The sequence below is a fragment of the Galbibacter pacificus genome (assembly GCF_029603165.1).
GTDB lineage: Bacteria > Bacteroidota > Bacteroidia > Flavobacteriales > Flavobacteriaceae > Galbibacter > Galbibacter pacificus.
Genome location: NZ_JAQSVC010000001.1, coordinates 626987 through 653155, shown reverse-complemented (window position 1 = coordinate 653155; position 26169 = coordinate 626987). Strand labels below are relative to the sequence as shown.

At 39.9% G+C, this 26169-nt stretch carries 17 protein-coding genes; all 17 read right to left on the bottom strand.

Translation table 11 applies throughout. The features are described from left to right. Window positions 1–202: 202 nt before the first annotated feature. The 17 genes from PSF86_RS02590 to PSF86_RS02510 all read right to left on the bottom strand — a co-directional run bounded on the left by PSF86_RS02590 (window position 203) and on the right by PSF86_RS02510 (window position 25942). Window positions 203–865: a hypothetical protein gene (locus PSF86_RS02590; protein WP_277898500.1), complete on the bottom strand. Its 663-nt coding sequence runs from the start codon at window positions 863–865 to the stop codon at window positions 203–205. Next, window positions 856–7488 (bottom strand): RHS repeat-associated core domain-containing protein, encoded by a 6633-nt coding sequence (locus PSF86_RS02585; protein WP_277898499.1) that lies wholly within the window; start codon window positions 7486–7488, stop codon window positions 856–858. The genes PSF86_RS02590 and PSF86_RS02585 overlap by 10 nt, the downstream gene beginning before the upstream one ends. Before the next feature lie 15 nt (window positions 7489–7503). After that, window positions 7504–7977: a T9SS type A sorting domain-containing protein gene (locus PSF86_RS02580; protein WP_277898498.1), complete on the bottom strand. Its 474-nt coding sequence runs from the start codon at window positions 7975–7977 to the stop codon at window positions 7504–7506. Continuing rightward, window positions 7974–8852, bottom strand: coding sequence for a hypothetical protein (locus tag PSF86_RS02575; protein ID WP_277898497.1), 879 nt, complete (start codon window positions 8850–8852; stop codon window positions 7974–7976). Before PSF86_RS02575 ends, PSF86_RS02580 begins: the two co-directional genes overlap by 4 nt. Further along, entirely contained in the window at window positions 8845–9870 is a 1026-nt protein-coding gene (locus PSF86_RS02570; protein WP_277898496.1) for a hypothetical protein, read from the bottom strand. The genes PSF86_RS02575 and PSF86_RS02570 overlap by 8 nt, the downstream gene beginning before the upstream one ends. Before the next feature lie 10 nt (window positions 9871–9880). After that, complete coding sequence (locus tag PSF86_RS02565; protein WP_277898495.1) at window positions 9881–11116, bottom strand: hypothetical protein; 1236 nt, start codon at window positions 11114–11116, stop codon at window positions 9881–9883. A gap of 1 nt (window position 11117) precedes the next feature. Next, complete coding sequence (locus PSF86_RS02560) at window positions 11118–12086, bottom strand: hypothetical protein (protein WP_277898494.1); 969 nt, start codon at window positions 12084–12086, stop codon at window positions 11118–11120. Then, complete coding sequence (locus PSF86_RS02555; protein WP_277898493.1) at window positions 12079–12975, bottom strand: tail fiber protein; 897 nt, start codon at window positions 12973–12975, stop codon at window positions 12079–12081. Before PSF86_RS02555 ends, PSF86_RS02560 begins: the two co-directional genes overlap by 8 nt. A gap of 21 nt (window positions 12976–12996) precedes the next feature. Continuing rightward, entirely contained in the window at window positions 12997–13998 is a 1002-nt protein-coding gene (locus tag PSF86_RS02550; RefSeq protein ID WP_277898492.1) for a hypothetical protein, read from the bottom strand. A 450-nt stretch (window positions 13999–14448) separates the two neighbouring features. Then, the gene (locus PSF86_RS02545) at window positions 14449–15882 is read right to left on the bottom strand and encodes a TolC family protein (protein ID WP_277898491.1); all 1434 of its coding nucleotides are present in this window, start codon (window positions 15880–15882) and stop codon (window positions 14449–14451) included. Between the two features lie 13 nt (window positions 15883–15895). Continuing rightward, window positions 15896–19138 (bottom strand): efflux RND transporter permease subunit, encoded by a 3243-nt coding sequence (locus tag PSF86_RS02540; protein ID WP_277898490.1) that lies wholly within the window; start codon window positions 19136–19138, stop codon window positions 15896–15898. Window positions 19139–19161: 23 nt separating this feature from the next. Then, window positions 19162–20247, bottom strand: coding sequence for an efflux RND transporter periplasmic adaptor subunit (locus PSF86_RS02535; protein WP_277898489.1), 1086 nt, complete (start codon window positions 20245–20247; stop codon window positions 19162–19164). Window positions 20248–20405: 158 nt separating this feature from the next. Next, entirely contained in the window at window positions 20406–20828 is a 423-nt protein-coding gene (locus PSF86_RS02530; protein ID WP_277898488.1) for a hypothetical protein, read from the bottom strand. Between the two features lie 167 nt (window positions 20829–20995). Continuing rightward, the gene (locus tag PSF86_RS02525) at window positions 20996–21895 is read right to left on the bottom strand and encodes a hypothetical protein (protein WP_277898487.1); all 900 of its coding nucleotides are present in this window, start codon (window positions 21893–21895) and stop codon (window positions 20996–20998) included. Window positions 21896–22167: 272 nt separating this feature from the next. Beyond that, window positions 22168–24915: an alpha-L-rhamnosidase gene (locus PSF86_RS02520; protein ID WP_277898486.1), complete on the bottom strand. Its 2748-nt coding sequence runs from the start codon at window positions 24913–24915 to the stop codon at window positions 22168–22170. Between the two features lies 1 nt (window position 24916). Continuing rightward, complete coding sequence (locus PSF86_RS02515; RefSeq protein WP_277898485.1) at window positions 24917–25576, bottom strand: ATPase; 660 nt, start codon at window positions 25574–25576, stop codon at window positions 24917–24919. A gap of 87 nt (window positions 25577–25663) precedes the next feature. Further along, complete coding sequence (locus PSF86_RS02510) at window positions 25664–25942, bottom strand: helix-turn-helix domain-containing protein (RefSeq protein WP_277898484.1); 279 nt, start codon at window positions 25940–25942, stop codon at window positions 25664–25666. Between the last annotated feature and the right edge of the window lie 227 nt (window positions 25943–26169).

The following is a 26169-nucleotide window of genomic DNA, read 5'->3' as shown; positions in this document are numbered from 1 at the left end:
ATATACAAAAATAGCAATTATTTGTTTGTTCTAATAAGCAAAGATAAAATATAAAAGAATTTATTTTTCGCCACCTATTGATATGACCCACTTGTGATAGCTCCTTGCCGGACACCACCCCCAAAATTCCCACCACCGAGAACACTGCCAATACCTCCTGACACAGAACCACTTGCTACAACACCTATAGCAATTTATCTGATCATCTTCCCTTTATAATCTCCCTTAGGTTTTTTATTTTTATAATCTTTAATAAATAATCTTCTATACTCATTCGAGTATAATAAGGATTCATTACGTACACTTCATTAACACTAGTCAATTCAAATAAAGAGTATATCGGATCCAATCCAATAATCCCAAAATAACAATCATTTTCAACTGGATTAACCAACCTTAAATTACCTCCATCTTTAATTAAAAGTGATTCAAAAACCCTTTCTTCTATTTCTTCTTCATCTACATCATCATTAATAATAGGGTTGAAGTAAGTAAGTAATTCTCTATCCTTATAAACTAATATATAATTTAAAGAATCAGAAGATTTAAAATCAATATAACTCCTCATCTCCTGTCTCTTGATTTTTGATTCATTTAACCCTTTTTTCAATTTAAAAAGAGGAAGACTAATGCAGTGTAATTCATCCAATTTAAAATTTTTACATAATACTCTACTCAAGTCTTCTACTCTCAATTTACTCTTGTTCTTTGTGACATAATCACATTGTATATCGTACCATTTTTTAAATATCTCATATGATATTTTATTCCTTTCGTCCATTTGATTAAAAATAGATTCTTGAGCAAAACTTATATTAAAAATAAACAAACATGATAATATCAATATATTTCTCTTTATTTCCATAAACTAAAAATTTGATGTATTGAAGATAATTCACGTCTAGACATCCAATTATAACTCCCTGTCGCTGGATTCATTATTTGAACTCCATATCTTGAAAAATCAGATAGATATCTAACTCTAGAGATCAGACTCGCATGTCCAATACCTCCCCCTCCTAATGGTTTCCATGCGATTTGAACCATTCTATTCATTTTCATTTCATTTAACATCCACGGCAATGAATTTTTAGCTGAAAAGGTATGAACTAAATCATTATTATAAGCATTTACACCGTATCCTGATACTTTGTATAATCCTTGGGTATTAGCATTCGTGACTCTACCTGCATTAGCCAATTTAGACCAACTATTATTATTAGATTGTTGTCCAAGAACATTAAAATATCTATCTGCTGAAAGCTTTGTTGCATAAGTACAATCGTATAAACCACTTTGCTGCACTCGAGGTATAGACATACTGTAATCAGTATCCCACTTAGTAGAAAAATTTTGTTTCCCAAGAGTTAGATAAGCATCCGTTTCACCATAACCTACAGTAAATTCGTTCCATTCTTTACCTGACCAAAAAGTTCTATTATTGTTTACGGCTCTTATTCCACTACTAATACCATTAATAGCACCGCCCATTGCACCACCAATAAGCCCGGCTTTAAGCCCTGAACCCAGACCACTTCCAAAATTTGCCCCATTAAGCCACGCATTACCAGCACCGCCTACAAAACCACCGGCAAAGCCTCCGGCAAAACCACTGGCTGCGCCGCCCCAAAAGCCCATAGATGATGATACGGCAGCACTGCTAAAAAATCCTCCACCTGCAACTACACTCCCTACGCCGGCACCAATCATTCCTGCTGCGGCTCCAATCAATGCACCCCCAAGAATCGAACCAAAATTTGCTCCGGGCTTGAGAGCCTGTGTTATTGCCCCTATTGCAGCACCAATGGCTACTGCTAAGAAAAAGAACTCTCCACTAGGGTCGTTATAAAGTAACGGATTATTCAGCACATAACCATATCTGTTAAAGTTTTGGGTATTATATGGATTTTGTATAAAGTTGTCGGGAGAGAGGAACCTACCTAAATTGGCATCGTACATACGGCCATTCATGTGGATAAGTCCTATCTCAAAAAAATGTTCGTGCCCTGTATAACCCCTACCTAATAAGCTTTCGTGGTTAAAGGCAGTGGCACCACTACTACTCCAAAACTTATCTACCGTTCCCCATGCACCAAATTGGCGTTGTTCTTTAATGGCTCCAGAGGCATCTGTTATTGCCATTATACTGCCCAAATAATCTCGATGAAGGTAGTGAAATTCATCTACAGCTCCACTCCCTGTCTTTTTGATATGTGCAATAGGCGCCGAATAGGCATCGCCTGCTATATAGGTTATTATTTTGGTACTGCTGGTTTGAGTATCTTCCACAATTTCTGCCGGAATTATGGAAGAATAATGTTTGTGGTACCGTCTTTCTTCTTTGTTCGTTTGTGTGCCCCCATAATAGGCATGGCTCCGGTTGAGCATCGGGCTGTACTCAAAATTTGCCCTGCCATGGCCCTCTTCTATAATCTCCACCGGTTTTTTAAATGCATTGTACGAAATCTGTTGCGTAGGGTGCTGTTCATAATACGTACTGCCTTTGGTGTTGGGCGTAATCTCCTTTAAGCGATACATATTGTTGCTCTCGTACGCATAATCCCCTATATCCGTATTTTTGGTTATCCGCCCCCTATCGTCAAAGGTCATGGTTTTGGATACGCTACCGTTTATGGTCTTTAAACGGTCCAGATTGTCATACGCAAAGCTCTCGTTCCAACCAAATTTATTGTTCTTTCTATTATTCAGTGTTCCCCGCTGTACGTTAAAGCTATAATCCAAATTTAAAGCTGTAATGGTATTGGTGCTATTTTTCTTTTGGTCTACCACTTTATCTACATATCCATAGGCATCGTAGGTAGTGGTTTGGGTCATTCCGTTACCCAAAGTAATATCCAAAGCCTGTCCGCGGGCGTTGAGTTCATTGATCTTCCATAAAACCGCAGCTGTGGCATTATTCCTGATCTCTTCCAAAAGGCCCGAGGATGGATCGTAAACATTTTTAGTGACAATGGTACTCGATGTTCCGTCGCCCAAGTTTTTGGATATATACGTTTCTGTGTTTATCCTTCCATAGCCATCGTAACTCATCCGCTTCTCAAAAGAAGCTTTGCTGTTTACTTCTTTAACCGTGTATGGCCTTTTGTACGAATCGTACGTATAGGTATAATTATAGGTCTCTGTATCCGTATTGTTGACCCCAGTTATGGAACTGATTAATTTAGTCGTCCCATTATACTGATAGGTAAGTGACATATTGGTATGATCGCCAGTTAATTTTTTGGTGAGCATTTTACCAACTGTGCTATACGTATATTCAGTAGAACCTTTTGGCGTTGTCTCTTTTAACAGTTGCCCTAAAATATCATATTCGTAGGTATAGGTGCCCGCTGCCGGATCGGTGAGTTTGGTTTTTCTTCCCCAACCATCTATTTGTACCGTTACCTCGTGACCTCCATAATTGGCTGTCTTCATAACTCCATTAGGATAATACGTATAGTTGACCGCTCCTCCCGGGTCGGTTACTTTTACTTTATTCCCTAGCGCATCCACCGTTGTTGTAACCATTTTAGTGCCATCGTTTACAGTGGAAGACAGGCCGCTATAGGTTATACCTATATCTTTCCCGTTAAATAAGATTTGGTCAATAATTCGTCCGTACTCATCAAATTTTGTTTCGTTCCATTGACTGGAGCCACCGGTATAAGGCTCGCTAACCCTTACCTTTCTCCCCAATATATCATATTCATAAGCTTTGTATATCCATTGCCCATTCAAGCTCAAGGTACCGGAACGTGTTTTCCATCCAAAGACATTGTACACCGCCTCTTCTTTGGCGCCTTCGGGATAACTGGTAGTAACTTTCATCCCTCCTCCTGTTTGCGGTGCATAAACATGCGTAGTGGTCTTGTTCAAATAATTCTTTTCCGTTACCAATCGATCCCATGCATCATAGGTAAAAGTCGTTGTAAGTCCATAGGGATTGGATGTGGTTGCCGGATTACCGGTAACAACATCATAGGTATAAGTGGTTGAAAGCCCTTCAACATCTGTCGATTTCGTTAAAAAACGTTTATCATAGGTTGAGGCATATTCAAATTTTTCAGTCCTTATGACCCCTCCCCCGCTCAGTTGCTTGGAGAGTACGTTTCCGTTTTCATCATAGGCAAATGTTTCCGTTAACCAATCCGTACCGCTTCCACGTTTCTTTAGGGTTTTAACCAAATTACCTTCGTAAGTATAAGCTTCTTCCGAGGTCATGGAATTCCCTTCCAGAACCGTTCGCTCGGTTTTATTGGTAATTCGCCCAATATGAAATGAAGTGCTGCTTGCAGACGGGTTATTACTATATTGATAGGTAATTGTCTTGCTTCCCCCCGGGAAGGTCGTATAAGCCTTTGTAACGTTCTTATAATCATCATAGGTATATGTCTCTGTGGTTGTAACGCCCGTCAACACATTCTCACTCGTTGTTTTCTTTAATGTTAAATCGGAAACGCCCGCATACCCACTGGCCCCCGGTTGGTCCTCGGGAGGCACAACCCTGGCGATATAGGAGCCATTGCTCCCATTGGCATAAAAACCGGGCAAAAGTGTGATGGAATTTGAGGCCTCATCTGTTTTTTGGCCCGAAATGGGGAAATCTATTTGTATGTCAGAATCATATTGAGGTCTTGACGGAGAACTTGGGTTTGCTATGAGCTTGTAATCATAGTCGTAAGTGGTATGACTTAAATTATCTCTGGGATAGGATGAAGTTGACACCCATTCTTCCGTAACGGCACCCCGTAACATCGGATCGTGATCTGAGATATTCCATATAGTTTCGACATCGGTCCCTTGCCAATTACTACGCATGACCCTGGTAAAACCTAAAAAGCCCAAACCTGTAGCATGCGACACGGCTCCTTTATAATAGAACTGTTTTTTTCGGGTCATTCCAGCTCCCGTTTGCTCCAATTCACTTACTACATTAAACGAAGGGGCCACATCGACATTTACATATGGATAGGTTTGTGTAGTCCCGGCGCTGTATACCTGTGAATAATATCCACCATCTCCTGTATAATAAATATCTACTTTACCATATGCTATGTCTGTGGAAATGCCATTGTTAGTGACCGACTTCAGTAAAACCTCCTTTCGGTGGTCTTTGGTAAACTCAAATGAAGTCACTGAATTATCACTCATGGTAGCAAAATCCAAATTTCCATTGGGCCTGTTTGAGCTTAAAAATATAGGAACGGGAAAATGCTCTAGTTCACCCGTATAATATCCCGTGGCTGCATATGAAAAATAAGGTTTGGCATCCGATGTGGATGATACCGTATTTTGATATAATTTAATGGTCTGAGAACCATTAACTCCATTCTCATATGTTATATTCTGAAAATCTATAATATCAGTTCTATTATCCCCGTTGATATCCACCGGTATCAAATCATATCCTTTAACAGTTGAAGGGTAATTATCGGTATTGTACTTTTTATATTTAAATGGATAAGGAGTGTTACCAAACACTTGAAAACCATTACCTTTGGACATAAAAAGCGTAAATACACTGGAATCATCTGCCACAGGAATCAAGAAATCGGCTTTTCCATCTCCGTTGTAATCCCCCGGCAATATTCTAAAATCCATTTTTATCCTGGTATCACTCAATGACCATAAAAGTTCTAGAGAGGTATTATCTTCATTCAAACCATATACATATGCTTTTCCTTCTCGGAACTGAATAATATCCGTTTTTCCATCTCCGTTTACATCTAATGCATGAATCTGATCGGAATCTTTCAAATAATAATTTAAATTTCCCAATCGTGTGGTCGTATCGTTTATATCAGTATTTCTGTCCAGTGAAATCAGCCTTACTTGGGAGCTGTTTACCGTATATGATTGACAATCACAAATGGGTTTCGCATGACCTGACTGATCGGGGTCCCTATAACAATTAAATTCGTTATATGTTCTGGAAATACTTAATATATCTGTAAGTCCATCACCATCAAAATCACCTGCCATATACTTTTGAGGCATGCGATGAGTGCTTATACCGTGATCAGGATCAACTTCCGGTGCACATTCATCAACGGTCCGATAGGTTGGAGCGTCCCATGTTTTTTCATACTTCAATGCAACCGGTTGTGCAGCACCGCCATATCCAATAACTTTGAATTTTGTGCGGTTGTTGGAAATATTTTGAATCACTACCACAGCCTGATTTGGCATGAGTTTATTTTGGTAATTTAAAAACGTAACCGGAAAAATATCCTCAAACTTTCCTCCGGTAGATACTTCATGCCCAAAATTTGTATAAGTACTGTTTTGGATATCCTCAAATAACCAAAACTTTTTCTTTGCTTCTGTTCCGGTGGTTGGGTAAATGGCAAAGTCCATTTTGCCATTCCCCGTGAAATCCATCGAAACATACTGTGAATTTCTTTGTTCTATATTAATCACGGAAAGATCTTCGGGTTGCCTGTTCGTAGGAACGATACTATTTGCCGTACTCCCATAACTAAAGGTAATGGGGTTTCTTGACAGGCTATTATCGCCCGTCTTCTCTTGAACCTTGATTAACCGATCATACCCCAGGCTTGTATGATCATGTGTCAATACATAATTTCTATAACCAACACTTCCTTTGCCTTTTACTTGTATTTGAGTTAGTAATTGAGACCTTATAAAACTGATGCCGTTTATATAAGATTGCTCTTTACGCTCTCTATCCTCATATTTAAATTCAATGGTATTTATAGGTGCATTATCTGCTCTGGCTCCATAACTGATCTTATCTATTTTTATTCCGTTATTGTCTGAAGAATATATGTAATTAATACGTACTCCTTGTGGGTTTTCCCAATAAGATATAGCATAGTCAACCCTACTTCTAGAATCATTGGTCAATCCATAATGTGCAAAAGACCCATCCGGATATCGGACCGTAAAGTATTTAGGCCCATTTACCCCACTTATGGGGTGCGTACCATAAGAGGTGATCTTGACATTTGAATAATTTTCTGTTTGATATACAGCTCCACTCCCTCCATAGGACCCACTTTTTAATATCAAACGTTGTCCATCGAACGAAAAGCGGTCATTAGCATCAAAATCTACCCCATCTATTTTGTTATCATGGTATTGTGTTGAAGGAATCCTTGTAATCATTGAAATACCCGAAATATTCCACCCCCAACCGGCCAGTCCATTCCCTCCCTGACTATTATACGTTAGGGAAATTTCAGGTTGAACACCATTAAGACCGGGTGGCACATCAATTGGGATATTGTAATTTGCGCCTCCTGTCAAGGACACCGAAAGTGCTCCCATGGTACTTCCTGTTATGGTACCACCGGAGCCCCTAGACGCTATTATGGGTTGTTTCTTTATTTGGTTTTCGGCAACCTCCATCTCTTTGACTTCTTGGGTTACCTCTTTCGCTTTGATTGTTTTCACTTCTAATTCCTGCGAAAGAGCATTAGGAATCATAAGGCCAGCTATAAATATAACGAGTAGTAGTTTTTTCATGAAGTAATATTTAGGCTATTTTTTAATCACTTTAAAAGTTTCTTGATGGTTGTCTTGATACGTTACCAACAGCAAGTACAGTCCCGAAGGGTACCTCCCGAAATCCATGTTTAACTGCCCTGACTTGGAGTTGATCTCTTGCGTAAACAGGAGCCGCCCGTCTGTACCATATATGGCCACCTGCTTTACGGCATTCTCGCTTTCTACCCACATGACATTCAACAAATCGGTAACTGGGTTCGGGTAAGCGGTAATCATAGATCGATTATCGGTTTCTTCTATTTTTTCCTCTTCCTCAGGGGTTTCAGCCACTAGCTCTTTTTTAGGAGCAGTCGTTTTGGCACTGGAACAATTCACGCACACACGGTCCCTTAAAATCTGATTGCCCGCACTATCGTAGCTAAATTTAATTTTATATTCTTCAGATTGTGCTTGTATGGCATAAGATGTCAAGCATACAAAAATCATTACAAGTAATTTTATTTTCATGGCTGTTGATTTTCTTTTTCTATTAACTGATTGATTAACCGCTCCATAACTATCACTTTTTCCTGAAGCATTTTATACTTATTTTCCAATACCCCATATTCTTTTAATTTCTTTTCTTGGGTAATTGTATAAAGTGTAAGTTCCTCGATCTTCTGCAAGAGTTTAATTTGGAATTCCCCTATATTTACACCATTTTCCTTCATTTCTTCAGCAGATGCTACTTCTGGGAGGTGCTTGTTTTTCTTTACATAACTTTCTATAAAATCTAAACTTGGTAAATTGTAACCTTCATTGAATACAAAATCGGCCGTGGGCGTGGCGGTGACTTTTATTTCCTTGGCTTCGAATTTTCCATTCAGAAAAGCATTCCCCTTATGAGAAATTGTAAGTAAAGTACCCCTAGAATTTTTAAAATTATATCCTCTAACAGAAGAGCTGTTCTCAATATTAACCCCATCATCATTTACACCAACATTTAGCGTATAACCACTAGAGTTGGTGCCATATGCAAAATTTATACCTTGCCCCCCAACACTTATAGATAATGGAGAGCTAGGGCTGATTGTTCCTATTCCTAGTTTATCCTCCAATATTAATCTACCAGCATTGATTTTTTCAGATTTAATATCATATGAGTTAATATTTCCAACTTCAATATTAGTATATTGGTAACCTGGATCTATGTTCCAGAATATCAATGCCTTTTTATTTCCATCATAAAACAATCGGGCACCATAACCGTCATCATACGATGAGTTGAATGGCTTTATGGTAAAGTAGCTGTTGGTATGAGTTAAAATGCCAGAATAGGATTGCGCATTCGTATTCAAGCAACCTATTGCACTTACCAGTAAAAGAATTATTTTTTTAGTCATGTGCTTCTTGTAATTTTTCAATTGATTCCTGTTGATTTTTTATCACTTCGGTCAAATATTCAATGACATTTTCATAGTTATCCATTCTTTTCTCTTGATCGATTGCATAAAGGGTGAGTTCCTCGATCTTTTGTAACAATTTTGCGTCCATTTCTCCTAGATAAATTCCTTCTTTCGCTACCTCTTTTGCTGATGGGATGTCCTTTAAATGTCCTTTCTCTTGAATGTGTTTTTCCACTTCTTCAAGGGTAGGCAGATTGTAGTTTTCTTCAAAAACAAAATCGCTCCATCCGGTCTCTACTTTGATTTCCTTTGCCCTTATTTTTCCATTGACCGCTAATTTCCATGAGCCGGGATCTGCTGTGCCTATGCCAATATTGCCATTTACTATGTCGGCAAATAAAAAAGCTTGTTCTAATAATTCTTTGTTTGAGTATTCTAGATTATCCCCTCCATGATCTCTAATAAAATATGTTCCTTCATCTTGCCATAAAACCCCACCTATATCGTTATAATCTCCCGATGGACGAGACCATTTCTGCGTGTTCTGATTCCATTGTACAGGACCATAATTACCTGTGAGCCATTCATCCCGAAGCCAACCGTTATCTGAACTGGCCATGGTTACTCCAAAGGTTGATTTCCTTATCCTGATACCTTTTTTTACATCTAATATATATTCGGGAGAATTAGTCCCTATGCCGATAAACCCATTTTGATTGATTACCAATCTGCTTTCCCAAGAACCACCTGTATCTGACGAACTGCTTATTCCAAAAATGTTTTTACTTCCATTTGATTGCCCGAAATAAAATGTTTGCTGATTTGTTCCGGTATTATTATTTTCAATGAAATAACCATAATTCCCTCCGGTTGTTTCCAAGTTAAAACCAAAATCGTTTTCCCTATTTATATGGGAGTTGACTATAAAGGAAGTCCCGTTTTTGACTTCCCATTGCGCCTTCACATCAATAGACATAAAAGCTAAAATCAATACCATTGATAACATGTATTTCATAAACTAATTTTTAATTTTTCAGTTCATCTATTTTTTTCTCTAATTCAAGGATTTTACTGTTAAGCTTTATGTTTTCCTTATTTGTTTCAATTACATAAAGTGTAAGCTCTTCTATCTTCTGCAATAGTTTAGCATTCATCTCTCCTAAAAAGATTCCATTCTTTTCTACCTCCTTAGCTGATGGGATATCTTTTAAATGTCCCTTTTCATGAATGTATTTTTCTACTTCTTCCAATGTTGGCAGATCATAATCGTTTTCGAAGACGAAGTCGCTCCAACCGCCCACTTCTACTTTTACCTCCTGTGCTCCAATAGAACCGCCAACTGCAAGCTTATGACTTCCGGTGCTTGATGTATTGATCCCCACACTTCTATCATTATATATGCTCATGGCACTGCCTCCGTCAATCTGGAAACCGACCCTACTATCTGCATCTCCCCCAACAAAATTCATATAGGCATTGCCATCACCGCTTACAAAAAAACTTGTGACATAATTTGAGGAGGTCGTAGAGGAGGAAGTAATTACGCCCTTTACCTCCAATTTGCTCTTTGGAGTAGTTGTAGTCCCTAACCCCAACCTGCCCTGGGCATCCAAAGTCATTAAACGGTCCGAATAATTTGCCCATGAAAATAAAGGCCTGTTGACCACCTCTGCATTAATCTTCCTGGCATCAAAGGACATCACAGGTGCATTACCTGTATCGTTACTAGGGCCAATCTCTCCCAATAAGGTTATTGCCGCCCTGTTATCTGTTACATGTCTTGCCTTAAGTAGCGGGATAAATTGCCCGTCTTCGGTTGTAGTGTTGGCAATCATAAAATAGTCATCCAAAGCATCCGCAACCCGAAATCTTAAAAAGCTTTCGCTAACCTCGCTATTTATAATATCTATGTAAGTAGTTGGGTTGGCAATCCCTATCCCTAATTTTTTTAGGGCTACTAAATTTCCTGCCACTTGAAAATTGCCCTGATTATTTAATGCCGCTATTGGGGTCAAACCGGAAACTCCCCATGTCCACCCTCTTCCGAGGGATTCGTTCATATTCATCTTAATACTGTAACCGGTAACGGGCCCATAATGATATTCGCCCGTATTTCCCATATGTACCTTATAACTATTGTTGCCGCCCCAAAACCGGAATCCATTTCCATCAGCAGCCGATACATCATAGTTGGCCTGCTGGCCATAGGAAAAAGAAATAAATGTTATTAAAAGGCAGTAAAAAATCACGCTGGTTTTCATACTATTTATCATGATGGTTACAGTTGTCAAGTTTATCTTCTAAAGCTTCTATTCTTTTATTCTGTTCTATAATATAAAGGGTCAATTCTTCGATCTTCTGCAACAGTTTGGCATCCATCTCCCCTAGGTAGATCCCTTCCTTCGCTACTTCCTTGTCTGATGGGATATCCTTTAAATGTCCCTTTTCTTGAATATGCTTTTCGACTTCTTCAAGGGTTGGTAGTTCATAATCGTTTTCAAAGACGAAGTCGCTCCAACTGGTTTCCACTTTTACTTCTTTGGCTCTTATTTTACCGTTGACGGCTAGTTTCCATGAACCGGGGTCTTCAGTGCCTATTCCCACGTTTCCTGCATTGAAAAATGTAGGATAACCGCTATGTGAAATTATACGTATTCTTTTCTCATGATTGTTTTCCCCAATAGCTTGGTAGAACTCCATCGAAGAATATAACTCTCCACTAGTTGAACCACCGGGCTTTAATTCAATTAAATTATGTGCGTAGCGTCCTGGAAGGGTTCCAAAAATCAATGAATGTCCTTTCCAATGAACTCTGGTTCTCGCCCACCCATTAACTGACTCAGTGCCGTCCAAATATAAGTCCCCTTTCAAATGAAGCTTTCCTAGAGGGCTTTTTGTCCCTATTCCTACATTTCCACCATATGGGTTGATTAATAGATCATATTTTGCCGCCGAAGTTGTTTGTTGCGTTTGAATGACGGCTTTCATATTATTACCATCAACACCGAATCGCAATGTTGCACTATAATCTTCTAATCCACTTCTTAACAACAGTGAACTATTTGGCATCGATAGTGAACTAGACAGGTCAGAATTCTTAATAATTTCTAATTTACCTATGGGATTATCCACGCCGACCCCTACATTTCCAGACCCTGGAAATATATTAGATTGTGAAAAAGCCAATAATGGCAACAAAACCATGACTGTATTAATAAAATCCTTAGTCATTCTTCCCTGATTTTAGTTCATGTATTTCATTTTTAAGATCAATTATCATATTGCCCTGTTCTCTGATTAACTTTTTATGCTCAATGGTATATAACGTCAATTCTTCTATTTTCTCCAATAATTTCAGGTTCATTTCCTTAAGATTGATCCCCTCTTCTTCCATTTCTTCTGCAGAAGGAATGTTCGGCAAATGCCCCTTTTCCCTTATATGCAACTCAACCTCTTCCAATGTTTTTAAATCATAACCATCATTAAAAACATAATCCGGAGCTACTGATCCATTGAGATTAAGTTTTAGCTCCTGGGCATGGATATTGCCTTTTACTGTCAATTTAGAATCGGGGTTGTTAGTTCCTATCCCAATTCTATTTCTGGTTACATCTACAATAAAAGTATCCCATATTTCTCCCCCGTTTGTTGTATTTCTAACTCCTATTCCAAAAAGATTTTCTCCAAAATTGGTTGAAAAACCCATATTGACCCCTATAATATCACCATCTTGCCTAAATTTAATCATAGGATTATCAGCTTCATTACTGTTATCCGTATCCGATTCCAATAAAATAATGGCATCACCATCGATACCAGATGAAACATGTAAATTTGAAGTAGCCTGTTCAGTACCTATCCCGAGAAAGCCATTGTTTTCGACAATTAATTTTACATTTCTATTAGCCTGAGAAGTACCACTAGACAGCTTCAAAATAGGATGGGCTGCATTAGACGATACCTGATTGATATAAACAGCTGCTCCATTCCCATTTCTTACAAATTGATGATAATCTGTGTTTCCGGGAGTCGTTTTATATACACCCGTTTGGATTTGGCTCATTGCAGAGTTTAAGCATAGTAACATTATTATATTACAAAGCAAATGGTTATATTTCATGATAGTTCAGTTTAGTTGGTATTATTGATTATTGGAATGTCCTTTATTTTTATAATACAGGCTTTCTATTTTTTCAATTCGTTTATTCTGCTCATTTATCATTTTTTGTTGTTGAATGGTATACAGTGTCAATTCTTCTATCTTCTCCAATAATTTCAGGTTCATTCCCTTAAGATTGATCCCCTCTTCTTCCATTTCTTCTGCTGAAGGGATGTTTGGTAAATGACCTTTTTCATTGATATGGTTTTCAACCTCTTTTAAACTTTTTAAATAGTAGCCCTCTTTAAATACATAATCAGGAGGAACGGTACCATTTAGATCCAGCCTTACTTCACTGGCATGGATATCCCCTGCTACCATCAGCTTGGCGTCAGGAGAAATAGAGCCAATGCCCACATTTCCGTTCTGTGTAATGGTAAAATCAGGAGTATGTACAAAGTTTCCATTCCCGTCTCTGATTTCGCTGCGCTGACTAATAAAAAAATCCGAATTGGCTCCCCCACCGCGATACAAAAGGCCTACATGCCACACATATTCATTACCTTGCCCAAATGACACCAATGCTCGATCTCTTCCAGAATCTCCCCTATTGATCCTTAAATAAACATTATCCCTTTCATTAATGCTACTAAGGCGCATTTCCTGATGAACATCCAATCGCGCCTGGGGTTCTGCTATTCCTAAGCCCAGAAAGCCATTTTCCTTTTTGACCAGAACTTCTCTCCAATTTGTCCAGCTATTAGCTGCGGGGGTCCATTGACGAAGCATTAAGCTTCCGTCCGGATAATGAGTGGTAAGCAATTCAAAATTCCTATATGCCCCGGCATTCATGGTAATCTTAGAGCCATACGGATATGTCCAGTTCAATGTATTATTTGAACCGGGACCAGTCTGATAATAAAGTCCGTACTGAATGTTTTCAGGACTTAAGCTTTCATCGTATTGTTTCTGTGAAATTGCAGGTATCGCATATAAAAAAGCCGCTATAGCAGCTAATGCTATTCGTATAGTTAGAATGCTCATCAGTAGGTATTGTTATTATAGTAAAAAATTTAGGTTTTCCAAAAGTAGAAAATTTTCCCGTTTAGAAAAATTTTTATGCGATTTTTTTAAGAATCTAAAAATTAATTACTCAACAGAGTACATATAATTACATTATTCAATCATATGGTTGAAATTAATGTGAATGATGTTTATACCATTCATGGAGATAATCGGTTTGTTTCGAGAAAGGTTATATTTAATGATTTGACTCATTACAAAAACCGGACAATTTTTCAAGGCCTATAAAACTATGTGTCTGTATAGAAGAGTAAACATCACAATCATAGTTAAATGGTGTTGTGGTATGCATGGTTAAAGAAAAAAAGCCTCCAAGACAAATAAGTCTTGAAGGCTTCGGGTAATTATCCAAATTATTGGATAAAGTTGCTAACCACTATTTTAAATTACGAACATTATTAGGGTTCTTGCTTAATTCCACCCGCCACCAAGGGCACGGTAAACATCGACCATGGCATTCATCTGCTGCATTTTGGTCTCTACCAGTTCAAATTTGGATTCAAGTGCGTCGCGTTGCGTCATCAATACTTCCATATAATCTGCCCTTGCCGATTTAAAAAGTACGTTGGATATTTCAATGGATTTGGTAAGCGCCGCTACTTCCTGTGATTTAAGGTCATAACTCTTTTCTAGATTATCAATCTTGGCCAACTGGTTTGCAACTTCTACATAGGCATTCAATATGGTCTTTTCATAATTATAAACCGCCTGTATCTGTTTGGCATTGGCACTGTAATATGTGGCCTTAATTTCGTTCCTGTTGATCAAAGGGGCCGTTATGTCTCCGGCCAAAGAATAAAGCAGGGATTCGGGTGCCGTGAACAAATACTTGGGATTAAAGGCCTGAAAACCTATTCCCGCTGAAATATCAAGCGATGGATAAAACCTTTTTTTGGCCACTTTTACATCCAGCTTGGAGGCTGCAAGCTCCAGTTCGGCGGCTTTTACATCCGGACGGTTTTCCAACAATTGCGACGGAACCCCCGTACTAATGGATTTCATTGCCAAATCGTTAAAAGCAACCGGGTTTCTCTCAATGTGCTGTGGGTACCTACCGGCCAGAAAATTGATTTTATTTTCGGTTTCCGTTATTTTTTGCTGGATATCGTACTGAAGGCTCTTGGTCTTTAACACCTCTGCTTCAAACTTACGAACGGCCAACTCGGTAACACGGGCAGCCTGTTTTTGCAGCTTTACGATTTTGAGCGCATTGGTTTGGATTTCCACGTTTTTGTTCACAATATCCAACTGATTATCGAGTGCCAATAATTCGTAATACGAGTTGGCAATCTCAGCAATCAGGTTGGTCATCACAAAGTTTTTGCCCTCTACGGTAGATAGGTACCTGCTCACGGCGGCTTTTTTTGCATCGTGAAGCTTTCCCCAGATATCAACTTCCCAGGAAGCATAAGCCCCTACCATAAAATCCGGTAGCGGCTCAGGCATTTCTTCCCCGGGTCTGATGTCGGTGGTAGCTTCGCTAGCACCCTGACTGGTATATCTTGCTTTTTTGTCAAATCCAGCGGCACCGGTCAACCCTATAAAAGGCAGGTACTCCCCTTTTTTGGCCCTGATTTCGTTTCTGGCTATCTCAATTTCCTGTAAGGTAATATTGAGTTCCTGATTGTTTTTCAGTGCCACGTCGATAATCGTGTCCAGGTACGGATCTGTAAAATACTCGCTCCACTTTATCCGGGCCGTATTTAAGCTATCGCCCGACTGGTTTTTATACTGATCGGGAACCACCGTTGTATCTTCCTGTACAGTATCCAAGGTCGGTGCACAGGAATAGAGGGTCGCTATTGCAAAAATCCCCACCCAATATGCCTTTTTACACTGTAACATAGTTCGTGTTTTTTTATTCATCGTCTGATTTTTTCATTAATTTTTTCAAAAGCTTGTTTATTTTTCGAATGCTGGCTTTCATTTTACTGTCACCTTCGGTCATTCTCATAAACTCCTCTGAAACAGGCTCTGTGTTTTCATCTTTAATGAGATCGCGACCATCCGACATTTTTGCAAACACGAAATATAATCCCGGAATAACCATTACCCCTAGGATGGTCCCTATAAGCATTCCGCCGAGGGCAGATCCGCCAATGGTCCTGTTCCCTATTGCACCTGCTCCCGTTGCAATAACCAATGGTATCAATCCGGCAATAAATGCAAAGGACGTCATTAAAATAGGCCTGAACCTTACTTTGGCGCCTTCAACGGCCGCATCTATTATGGAAGCTCCCTGTCTGCGCTTTTGAACGGCAAATTCTACAATTAATACCGCATTTTTCCCCAAGAGGCCGACAAGCATAATAACACCGATCTGTGCATACACATCGTTTGAAAGCCCCATGAGCTTAAGCAACAGGAAGGAACCAAATACCCCGACCGGTAAGGAAAGGATAACGGCCAACGGTAATAGGAAACTTTCGTATTGTGCCGCAAGTACCAGGTATACAAATATCAATACCACGGCAAAAATGTAAATGGATTCGTTTCCTCTGGAAGCTTCATCATACGAAAGGCCTTCCCAAGCAATATCGTAACCTCTTGGAAGGGTTTCGGCCGCTACTTCCTTAATGGCATTAATGGCATCCCCAGAGGTATACCCCTTGGCCGGAAGCCCTCTAATGGCGGCAGAATTATAAAGGTTATATCTTGTGATTTCATTAGGCCCCAATTTCTTTTCCATGGTCATAAAAGAAGAATAAGGAACCATTTCGCCTTCTTCATTTTTAACATAGAGTTTTTCCAGATCGGATGGCATCCCCCTATATTCTGGTGCTGCCTGGGTATACACTTTAAAGAACCTACCGTATTTAATAAACCCTTGTTCGTAGGTACTACCAATTAGAATATTTAGGTTTTCCATGGCTTTTCCTATGGAAACCCCTTTTTGCATGGCGGCCTTGTTATTGATTTTTAGTTCGTACTGCGGATAATTGGCAGCAAAAAAGGTGAACAGCCCCGTAATTTCTGGACGCTTGCGAAGGGCATCCATAAAATCGTTGTTTACCTTCTCAAACTCATGAAAATCGGTTGAACTAGTTTTATCCAGCAAACGCATGGAAAAACCTCCGGACGAACCAAAACCGGGCACTGCCGGCGGTTCGAAATATTCAATAACCGCACCAAGGTCTTTGGTTTCTTCTTCCAGCTCTTCCATAATTTCATGAACGCTATGCTCGCGCTCGGACCATGGCTTGAGGTTGATAAGGCAGGTTCCCGCATTGGATCCCCGACCTTCGGTCATGATCTCGTATCCTGCCAGGGAAGAAACCGATTGTACCCCGTCCATTTCCTCGCAAATCTTCTGCAATTTACGGGCTACTTCATTGGTCCGCTCCAATGTTGCTCCCGGAGGGGTCTGAATAATGGCATAAATCATCCCTTGGTCTTCATTAGGGATAAATCCTGCCGGCAACACCTGATTGGTGAAAAATATCCCCACACAAAATGCTATTAACATTCCGAAGGTAATTACCCGCCGGTTAACTATTCGTTTAAGGACGTTTACATATTTTCCGGTAAGCCTGTCGAATTTACCATTAAACCAGTCTATGAATTTATCAACGGGCGATTTTCGCTTTGGCTTGCCGTGATTGTTCTTCAACAACATCGCACAAAGTACCGGGGTAAGCGTAAGTGCCACGACCGCCGATAAAATAATGGCCCCTGCCATGGTAATGGAAAACTGGCGGTAAAATACCCCCACGGGCCCGGTCATAAACGAAATAGGTATAAACACCGAAACCATCACCAGGGTAATTGCCACAATGGCCCCTCCTATTTCGCCCAGTACCGCATATGATGCCTTGTATGGCGAAAGGTTCTCCTCTTCCATCTTAACGTGAACCCCTTCAACGACCACAATGGCATTATCTACCACAATACCAATGGCCAGTACCAGCGCAAAGAGCGTGATAAGGTTTATGGACAGTCCAAAGAGCTGCATGATAAAGAAGGTACCGATCAAGGATACGGGTACGGCAATAATCGGGATGATGGTAGACCGCCAATCCCCCAAAAACAGGAATACCACAATGGCCACCAAGATAAAGGCGTCGCGGAGGGTATGTATTACCTGCTCAATGGAAGCATCCAAGAAGTTGGATACATCATAACCAATTTGATAGTCTACCCCGGGCGGTAAATCTTCTTTGAGGTCTTTTAATTTTTCCTTTACGGCCTTAATAACATCGCTACCATTACTACCAAAAGTTTGTTTTAAGACAATGGAAGCGGACGGGTGCCCGTCCAGGTTTGAGTAGATGTCAAAAAACTCACTTCCCAGTTCTACATCGGCGACATCCTTTAATTTTAAAATCTCTCCGTCTTTATTGGCCCTAATGATGATATTTTTATAATCTTCCGGTTCGTTATACCTTCCTTTGTATACCAGTACATATTCCAGGGCCTGTGCTTTTTTGCCCGAGCTCCTACCCAGACGCCCCGGTCTGGCTATAATGCTCTGTTCGTCCATTGCTTCCAATACTTCTTCGGCAGAGACTTTGTATGCCCTCATCCGGTCCGGTTTCAACCAAACCCGCATGGCATACTTACGGCTCCCCAGTATTTTGGCACTAGCTATACCTTTAATACGCTGTATTTCGGGTACAATTTTGGTATATGCATAATTATAAAGGAACTTTTCGTCGTTGTTTTTTTCCTTACTGAACAGGTTTACGTACATTAACATACTTGGCTGTACGGGGGTGATAACCACCCCTTCCCGCTGCACCAGTTCCGGCAACAGGGGCATTACCTGATCGACACGGGTCTTAACCCTTACCACCGCTTGGTTGGGGTCGGTTCCGGGTTCAAAAATAATACGCATGGTCCCTTCCCCTGCACTGGTAGCATCAGAAGCTATGTAACGCATTCCCTGAACCCCGTTGATGGAGGTTTCCAAAGGAATTAAGGTCGATTTTACCAACACATCCGCACTTGCCCCCGGATATGCTATAAAAACATTGACCGTGGTCGGTGCTATCTGTGGAAATTGAGAGATCGGCAATTGTTTTATGGCCAGTAAGCCCACAAATACAATAACCACCGATATGACAATGGCCAATACCGGTCTTTTTATAAATTTACTAAACATTTGTTGTAATATTATGGGTTAACTTACTCTGCATACATATCCAAACTTGCCAATACCTTATCCGGTTTTTCAAGCTCGTAATCAATTTTTTCTCCATTTTTAACCATTCGTATACCTTCAAGCAATACTTTATCGTTTACAGACAACCCTTTGTCTACAATAAATAAATGTGGTAATTCTGCTTTTATGGATATTTCCCTTTGTTGAATTTTATTGTCCTTCCCTATGACAAAAACATATTTTTTGCTCAATACCTCAAAAGTTGCCTTTTGTGGAATTATAATGGCTTCTTTGTATGGAACTTTCATTAAAATACTTCCAGTTTCGCCATGTCTCAAGAGTCCGTCGGGATTCGGGAAAGTTGCCCTAAAGGGGATGTTCCCCGTTTCGTTGTCAAAATCTGCTTCAATGGTCCCTACTTCACCCGTTTGCTTAAACAACTGGTTATTGGCCATCAATAAATTAACCTTTACCGGATTGTCCTTGCTCACTTTGGTCTTGTAATTAAGATATTCGGCCTCGGGCACATTGTAGTATACCCACATTTGGCTATTATCCGAAAGACTTGAAAGGAGTTCTCCTTCATCAACTAAACTTCCTTGTCGCATATGGAACCGGTCTATAATACCATCGAAGGGTGCACGGATCTCGGTAAACTGTAAATGTGCCTCGGCCAGCGCAAGTTCTGCCTTGGCCTTATCGTAAGTGGCCTTGGCCATGGCCAGTTCATTGGGAGCCACTACATCACTATCGGCCAATTTCTTGGTGTTTTGATATTCAATTTCAGCAAAACTAGCTTCGGCACTGGCTTTTTGCTTTTCAGCTTCATAAATTTTGGGCATGATCTTAAACAGTAATTGGCCCTTTTTTACAAACTGGCCTTCGTCCACATATATCTTTTCCAGATAGCCCCTTTCCTGGGCACGCAGCTCGATATGCCTGATGGATTGTATCTGGCACACATAATCATCTGTGATCAAGGTGTCCATTTTAATGGGATTGGTAACCAAATATTTGGTCTGGTCCTCGTTTCCTTTTTCCTTTTTAGAGGTACAGCCGGTATGCCACAACAAGGCACACAAGCCCATCACCATGAGAATTTTCTTCATAATAATTGCTTTTTTAAAGCGTTACAATTTGTAAATATTTAATTAATAGGTATATAGAAATACTGTCACAAGCCTTTTGGTCAATTTAAAAGGAATGCACGTATTAAAAATTGAAGATCGGGCATTTAATTATTTGCCCAATTTGAAAAATTTATAAATCAAATTCTGATTACACGGAATACGATATACCATCTAAAAGATGATAAATAAGAAGTCTGCTTATCTAGAAATGTAGTTTTTCTATTGTTGAGAAAAGCGTATTTATAAGCATTCAGTTGCCATAAGGAAGTAAGGTAATCGGCAATTTCCGAATCCTTTTTAAAGGAAATCAATTCTTCCTCGGTAACCTCGCTCTCAGTGATTTCGATCTTATGATCCCTTTTTTCCAGGCCGGGAGAAAACGATACTGCATTTGGATCGTGGGCATCCTGCAGTACACAATAATTGGTATGGGTAAAGTTTTCAAGGCTTCGGATAGAGGAATAAGCAACTGCATCCTGAGAAGAATGTGCATACAGCTGGCCAAAACCACTTATAAGGATAACGCACAGCGATATAAAAAATTTGAGTAGTAATTTCATATCCGGTGCCAAAACTAAAAAAAGTCGTTTATACAGACAAGCCATTCACCGTTAAATATTAGTAAAAATAAGCCTGATTTTTTATCATTTTATCACGCCAACGATTTCGTAAACAAAATAGGTTTATAAGGTATTAGAAATCAATTTAATTTACAGGCTATCAATACTTATATTTTTACCTGTTCGCCAAAAGCATAAGTTAGGGTCAGCATGGGGCCGTTGTACCCCCATTTAAAAAACCCGTCCAAGCGCTCTTTTTCAACATCTACCCTAAAATTAAGGCTGTTGTAGCCTGCTTTAAGGCTTATATTGTTGTGAATATTGTACAAAAGGGAGATATTGGTACTCAATACCCGACCTTTAATATTATCGATGGTCAAGGATAGATAATTGGCATTGGCATAAAGTCCAAATTTTTTGGACAACTGAATATCGGTCCAAATACCGATATCGGGGATAGGCGCCGTAAAATCAAAATTATCGCTTACTTCCGCGCTCCCGGTTTCCGTATCGACCTGCATGCCCACATCGCCAAAAATCACATGCGACCCAATAAGCGCCCCTATTTCATAGGTTGGTTTTGCCACAAAGGCATAGCTGTAAAAAAAGCGGACAATACTGACGTCAAAAAAAGCGGAAACCCTGGCATTTACTTCATAGGTATGGTCTTTAAATTCCAGTTCACGTTCCAGCGTATGCGTAGATTTTCTGTTTAAATAAAAGTATTCCAATTCGAAACGCGACCTTTTGGAAATACGCCACTGTCCGTTCACCATAAAAGAATAGCTAAAATCGTTAAAACCCAAATCGTCTTCAAGGTCAATAGTCGTTCCAAAATCCCTTTCGTTACTTCCTACCATAATCTGGGTGTTGTTTATAGGAAAGAAAGAACCAGCGGTGATATTAAAACGCCTTGCTCTCCATGGGGGCATCTCAAAAGTATTTGCCTGCTGAAGATTTGCTGAATCCATGGGAAAAACACTAAGGTTGTTGTATGGAGAATCTTTCATTTGACCATATGTTGCGCAACCCAAAACTAGCATTATAAGGCATAACAATCGTTTCATGTTTTCTATATTTAATCTTCTTCTTAAATTTTATTATCACTAATTCCCTATTGAAATAATTTTCTCGTTTAAAGTTGTCATATCAAGCTTCAGAAACATAAAAATCAACGCTTTATTAAGTAACGATAAATTATTTTTTCTATACTAAAGGTAAGTACTTATTATTAAAAAATAACTGAAAAAACGTAAAAAATAAGAATTCTAATACAAATTATATTGAATAATTATCATCTTCCACATGAAGGAATTTACATCGTTATAGAATTTCAACCTTAATTGTTATAAATCAAAAAAGTATAATGTCCAGGATTTAATGCTTTGGTATATAAGTTATTGGCATTCTCCGAGATTTTATCATTAAACTCAACCTTATTGGCATTCAAATAGAGGGTAGCCGTACTATTATTGGGTATAATAACCTCATATTTTACAATTCCTTCCCGGGACGTTTCCCAGCGGGATAGTATTTCACCTTGTGGCCCTTGAAATCTGGCTTCAAAATTTTCAAGCCCGCTTACCATATTTGGTTTTAAGATAATATGTTTAAACCCGGGAGCATTTTCATCGGGCAGGATTCCACCAAGGGATTTATAAAACCATGCACTGATTGCCCCGAACATAATATGGTTTTTTGAAATATCAGAGGCGGCATCTATATTCCAATTTTCGTATAATGTAGTGGCACCGTTTTTTATCCACCATCCCCATGAAGGATAGGTTTCCTGTGAAGCCACTTTATAGGCCAGATCGGCATGACCGTTTTGACTTAATGCCCCTAAAATGGTTTTGGTGCCCAGCAAACCGACATCGATATGATTTTTGGCTTCTAAAACCGCTTCTGCCAATTGCTTGGCTACTTTTGGCTTTAAGGAGTCCGGGACAATCCCCCAATAAAGCGGTGCGCTTAGCTCGGTTTGGTACCCATTTCCATAGATACCCGTTTCTGGATCCAAATATTTTTGATTGATGGCCTTTTTAATATTATTGGCCAATTGTGCATACTTTTGGTAATCTTTCTCTTTTCCAAAATGTTTGGCTGTTTTGGCCAATATATTTGCATCTACATAATAATAAATTGACGATGTGAGTTCTTTGGGCGTAACCGATTTTACCGGAACCCAATCGCCCAATCCCCAGTCGGTCAATCCTCCATCGTAACTTATTGACGTAATATAATCTACATATTTTTTCATGGGCCCGTACATCATCTGCAAAGCCTTATCATCTCCATAAAACCGATAGAGCTCCCAAGGGATAATGGCAATGGTACTGGTCCAATCGGGACCATTGCCCCAATCGTAGCCCCACCCACCCCAAGTAGGGATAATGGAAGGTAAAACGCCATTGGATTGCTGTTCATCTTTATGATCCTGCATCCATTTTTCGTATACGGTAATGGCATCAAAGTTATACAGTCCCGTTTCTATGTTGATATGCGCATCGCCGGTCCACCCATTTTTCTCACGTTGCGGACAATCGGTTGGATATCCAAAAAGGTTTGACAGGTATGAATTATTGGTCGCCTGCCATATTTTGTTTATGGTTTCGTTGGAAGTATGGATGCTCCCGATCGGCTTTACATCGGTATGCATAAACTCTCCTTTTAGATCATTCTTTTGAAGATCTATTGGGGTATTGCTTTTCACCTCGACATACTGAAACCCTTTATAATTGAATTTGGGCATAAAGACCTCTTGTACACCCCCGGACAATGTGTAAATATCCGTTTGAAAAGGGTCCGAGTTATCCTGCGGACGGTAATGCACATCGATATTGGACATGTCCGGATAGTCCAGACTGTCCAATTGTTCGGCATGGGACACCCATATCCTGGCAGCTATTTGGCCGCTTACCTGAAGTTTTGTGACCCCTGAAATATTCTGCCCCAAATCAAAAATGTAATGTTTGCCGCCGAGTCTCCTCATAGAGACGGGCGTTATCTCCTGTATGTTCCGAATTGGTGGAATAGCCTGCGCCACAATGGTATTTGAAGGCGCCTTGACTTCCATGGAATTGCTCCATGAAGAATCATTAAAACCTGCTTTGTCCCATCCTTTTTGTTCCAAGAGGGCATTGTAATGTTCGCCCGTGTATATACTGTTAAAAACTACCGGGCTTAACGCGGTTTTCCAGCTTTTATCGGTTGAAATAATTTCTGTGGAACCGTCTTGGTACGTCAACCGTATATTAAGACAAAACCGGGGCCTGTGCCGCCATCCTGCCTTGTCAAAATTCCAAACTGCCGTTGATTGATGATTGTACCAACCATTGCCCAACAATACACCAATGGCAGCCTTACCATGCCGGAGTTCATCGGTCACATCATACGTTACATATACATTACGCCTGTCGAACCGGGTATAGACCGGGTCCAAGCGGTGATTGTCTACTTTCTGCCCATTGATGTAAAGTTCGTATAATCCGGCGGCTACAATGTATGCCCGGGCCCTGACCACTTTTTTGTCAAGAGCTATTTCTTTCCTGAAATACGGGGCAGGTTTTAGGTTGACATCTTCGGTATCGGTAATCCATTTACCCTTCCAATTATTGGTAGACATCATCCCGGTCTCGAAATGCGAGATGGCCAGATTACTTTCCTCACCATTATTTCCCACTACCGAAATACCCCAATAATACTTGGTAAAAGGTTTTAGCATCCGGCCCTTATAAACTATCAGGTTATCAGATGCAACACCATGTTCGTCCCACAAAATATTCCCATCTTCCACCAGGGACAAAGAATCTTCAGCTACATATATATGATATTCTTTTTGCGATAATTCAGGGGTATCGGTTGAAAGCGTCCAGGAGAACCTCGGTTTGGGGGTATCTATTCCCATGGGAGCGGATAGATGTTCCACCTGAAGACGGTCCAGGGATATTTTATTTTTCTTTTGACATGAGCAAAGACAAATGGCACATAGCAGTGGAAAGAGGTAACGCATGGGAAATTCTATTTTTGAAGTGAATTTATCATTTTCTTTCCCCTTTACAAAGAAAACCACTGATTTTAATAGCAAGCTATGGTTTATTCCTGTTCCCCTTGTTAAAGGTTATTAAATTGAATAACTCCCGCATGCCTTTATATACCTTATGGCCATAGCGTGCTTCCAGATCCCGGGCCGTGAGCCGTGTGGTCGCAAAACACTTTACCCTATGCGTTCTGAACAACCGGTTCCTGATCAGTAATATATCGCCCATTACATCACGGTTGTCCCCGGCATAATTTCCCATAGGTTCCGATCCCAGGTTATCAAAACAATAAAGACGGTCGTCTTCATATTGCCTTGTAATATGGTCACCTATGCAATTAAAGCCGAACACGATATTGTGACATGGGATAAGCTCATATAACCGCTGCCCCGGTATTAAATGCCGTATCAGCTTTATAAGACATGACTTGCCACACCCTTTTGGGCCCGATAAAAGTATGCCCTTGTCCGGGTCGATCCCGAGTCTTTTACAGCTTCTCGTATCCCTGATAAGATAGACCGATAATTTATATAGTGTTGTATGGTTTTTTGGATATATCCTAAATTTGCTCCCAAACAGCATTTTCCCCCTGGCCTCTAGGTAATTTAAAATCCCCTCAAAATCATACAACAGCAGACCGCCCCTAAATTCACCGAGGCGATAGGTGTCCTTACCTTCTTTTATAATCAGTGGATGGCGCCTTTTCATAAAGATATACTATGGCTATTGGATGTTCCTTTCCTTCCCTATCGGGCATTCTCCGATAGGCTTCGAGAAGAATGAATGCCCGGGCCCTTAAAACCGGCAATTGACCATGTTGTTCTCCAGGATATTTATGATTTGCTGATATTCGTAATACAACACCCCTCCAATTTTTGAATAAGGCAGGGTCCCGTTGACCCGTAAGTTTTGAAGCGTGCCGGACGATATCCCCAACAACTGCTGGACCTCATTGCTTTTCAACCATTTTTTTTGGGATTCGTCGCCTTCGTAATTCAATATTTGTTTGATTTCATTGATCAGTTCCGTTTTAAACTGATACAGGTCTTCATTGGTAACTATCTTTCTGCTCATAATTTGTGGTTTAAAAAGCAAAACCGCCAAAGGTAAAACCTTAGATACTACACATGACGGCTTTGCAGTGATTTAACTTTCCGACACAAACTTGAAAGGTTTTTTTAAGAATCATTCGTAAGACACCCGTAATTACGTATAAATTTTAACACATTTAATTTATCCGGGTCTATGGCAATTTGTAACCTCCCCTATAAAAAGAAACCCCGTAAAAGCAATAAATTACC

Bases quoted from the DNA above. Each gene is read 5' to 3' on its own strand.
- PSF86_RS02590 (WP_277898500.1), bottom strand. From the start codon at position 865: ATGGAAATAAAGAGAAATATATTGATATTATCATGTTTGTTTATTTTT.
- PSF86_RS02585 (WP_277898499.1), bottom strand. From the start codon at position 7,488: ATGAAAAAACTACTACTCGTTATATTTATAGCTGGCCTTATGATTCCT.
- PSF86_RS02580 (WP_277898498.1), bottom strand. From the start codon at position 7,977: ATGAAAATAAAATTACTTGTAATGATTTTTGTATGCTTGACATCTTAT.
- PSF86_RS02575 (WP_277898497.1), bottom strand. From the start codon at position 8,852: ATGACTAAAAAAATAATTCTTTTACTGGTAAGTGCAATAGGTTGCTTG.
- PSF86_RS02570 (WP_277898496.1), bottom strand. From the start codon at position 9,870: ATGAAATACATGTTATCAATGGTATTGATTTTAGCTTTTATGTCTATT.
- PSF86_RS02565 (WP_277898495.1), bottom strand. From the start codon at position 11,116: ATGAAAACCAGCGTGATTTTTTACTGCCTTTTAATAACATTTATTTCT.
- PSF86_RS02560 (WP_277898494.1), bottom strand. From the start codon at position 12,086: ATGACTAAGGATTTTATTAATACAGTCATGGTTTTGTTGCCATTATTG.
- PSF86_RS02555 (WP_277898493.1), bottom strand. From the start codon at position 12,975: ATGAAATATAACCATTTGCTTTGTAATATAATAATGTTACTATGCTTA.
- PSF86_RS02550 (WP_277898492.1), bottom strand. From the start codon at position 13,998: ATGAGCATTCTAACTATACGAATAGCATTAGCTGCTATAGCGGCTTTT.
- PSF86_RS02545 (WP_277898491.1), bottom strand. From the start codon at position 15,882: ATGTTACAGTGTAAAAAGGCATATTGGGTGGGGATTTTTGCAATAGCG.
- PSF86_RS02540 (WP_277898490.1), bottom strand. From the start codon at position 19,138: ATGTTTAGTAAATTTATAAAAAGACCGGTATTGGCCATTGTCATATCG.
- PSF86_RS02535 (WP_277898489.1), bottom strand. From the start codon at position 20,247: ATGAAGAAAATTCTCATGGTGATGGGCTTGTGTGCCTTGTTGTGGCAT.
- PSF86_RS02530 (WP_277898488.1), bottom strand. From the start codon at position 20,828: ATGAAATTACTACTCAAATTTTTTATATCGCTGTGCGTTATCCTTATA.
- PSF86_RS02525 (WP_277898487.1), bottom strand. From the start codon at position 21,895: ATGAAACGATTGTTATGCCTTATAATGCTAGTTTTGGGTTGCGCAACA.
- PSF86_RS02515 (WP_277898485.1), bottom strand. From the start codon at position 25,576: ATGAAAAGGCGCCATCCACTGATTATAAAAGAAGGTAAGGACACCTAT.
- PSF86_RS02510 (WP_277898484.1), bottom strand. From the start codon at position 25,942: ATGAGCAGAAAGATAGTTACCAATGAAGACCTGTATCAGTTTAAAACG.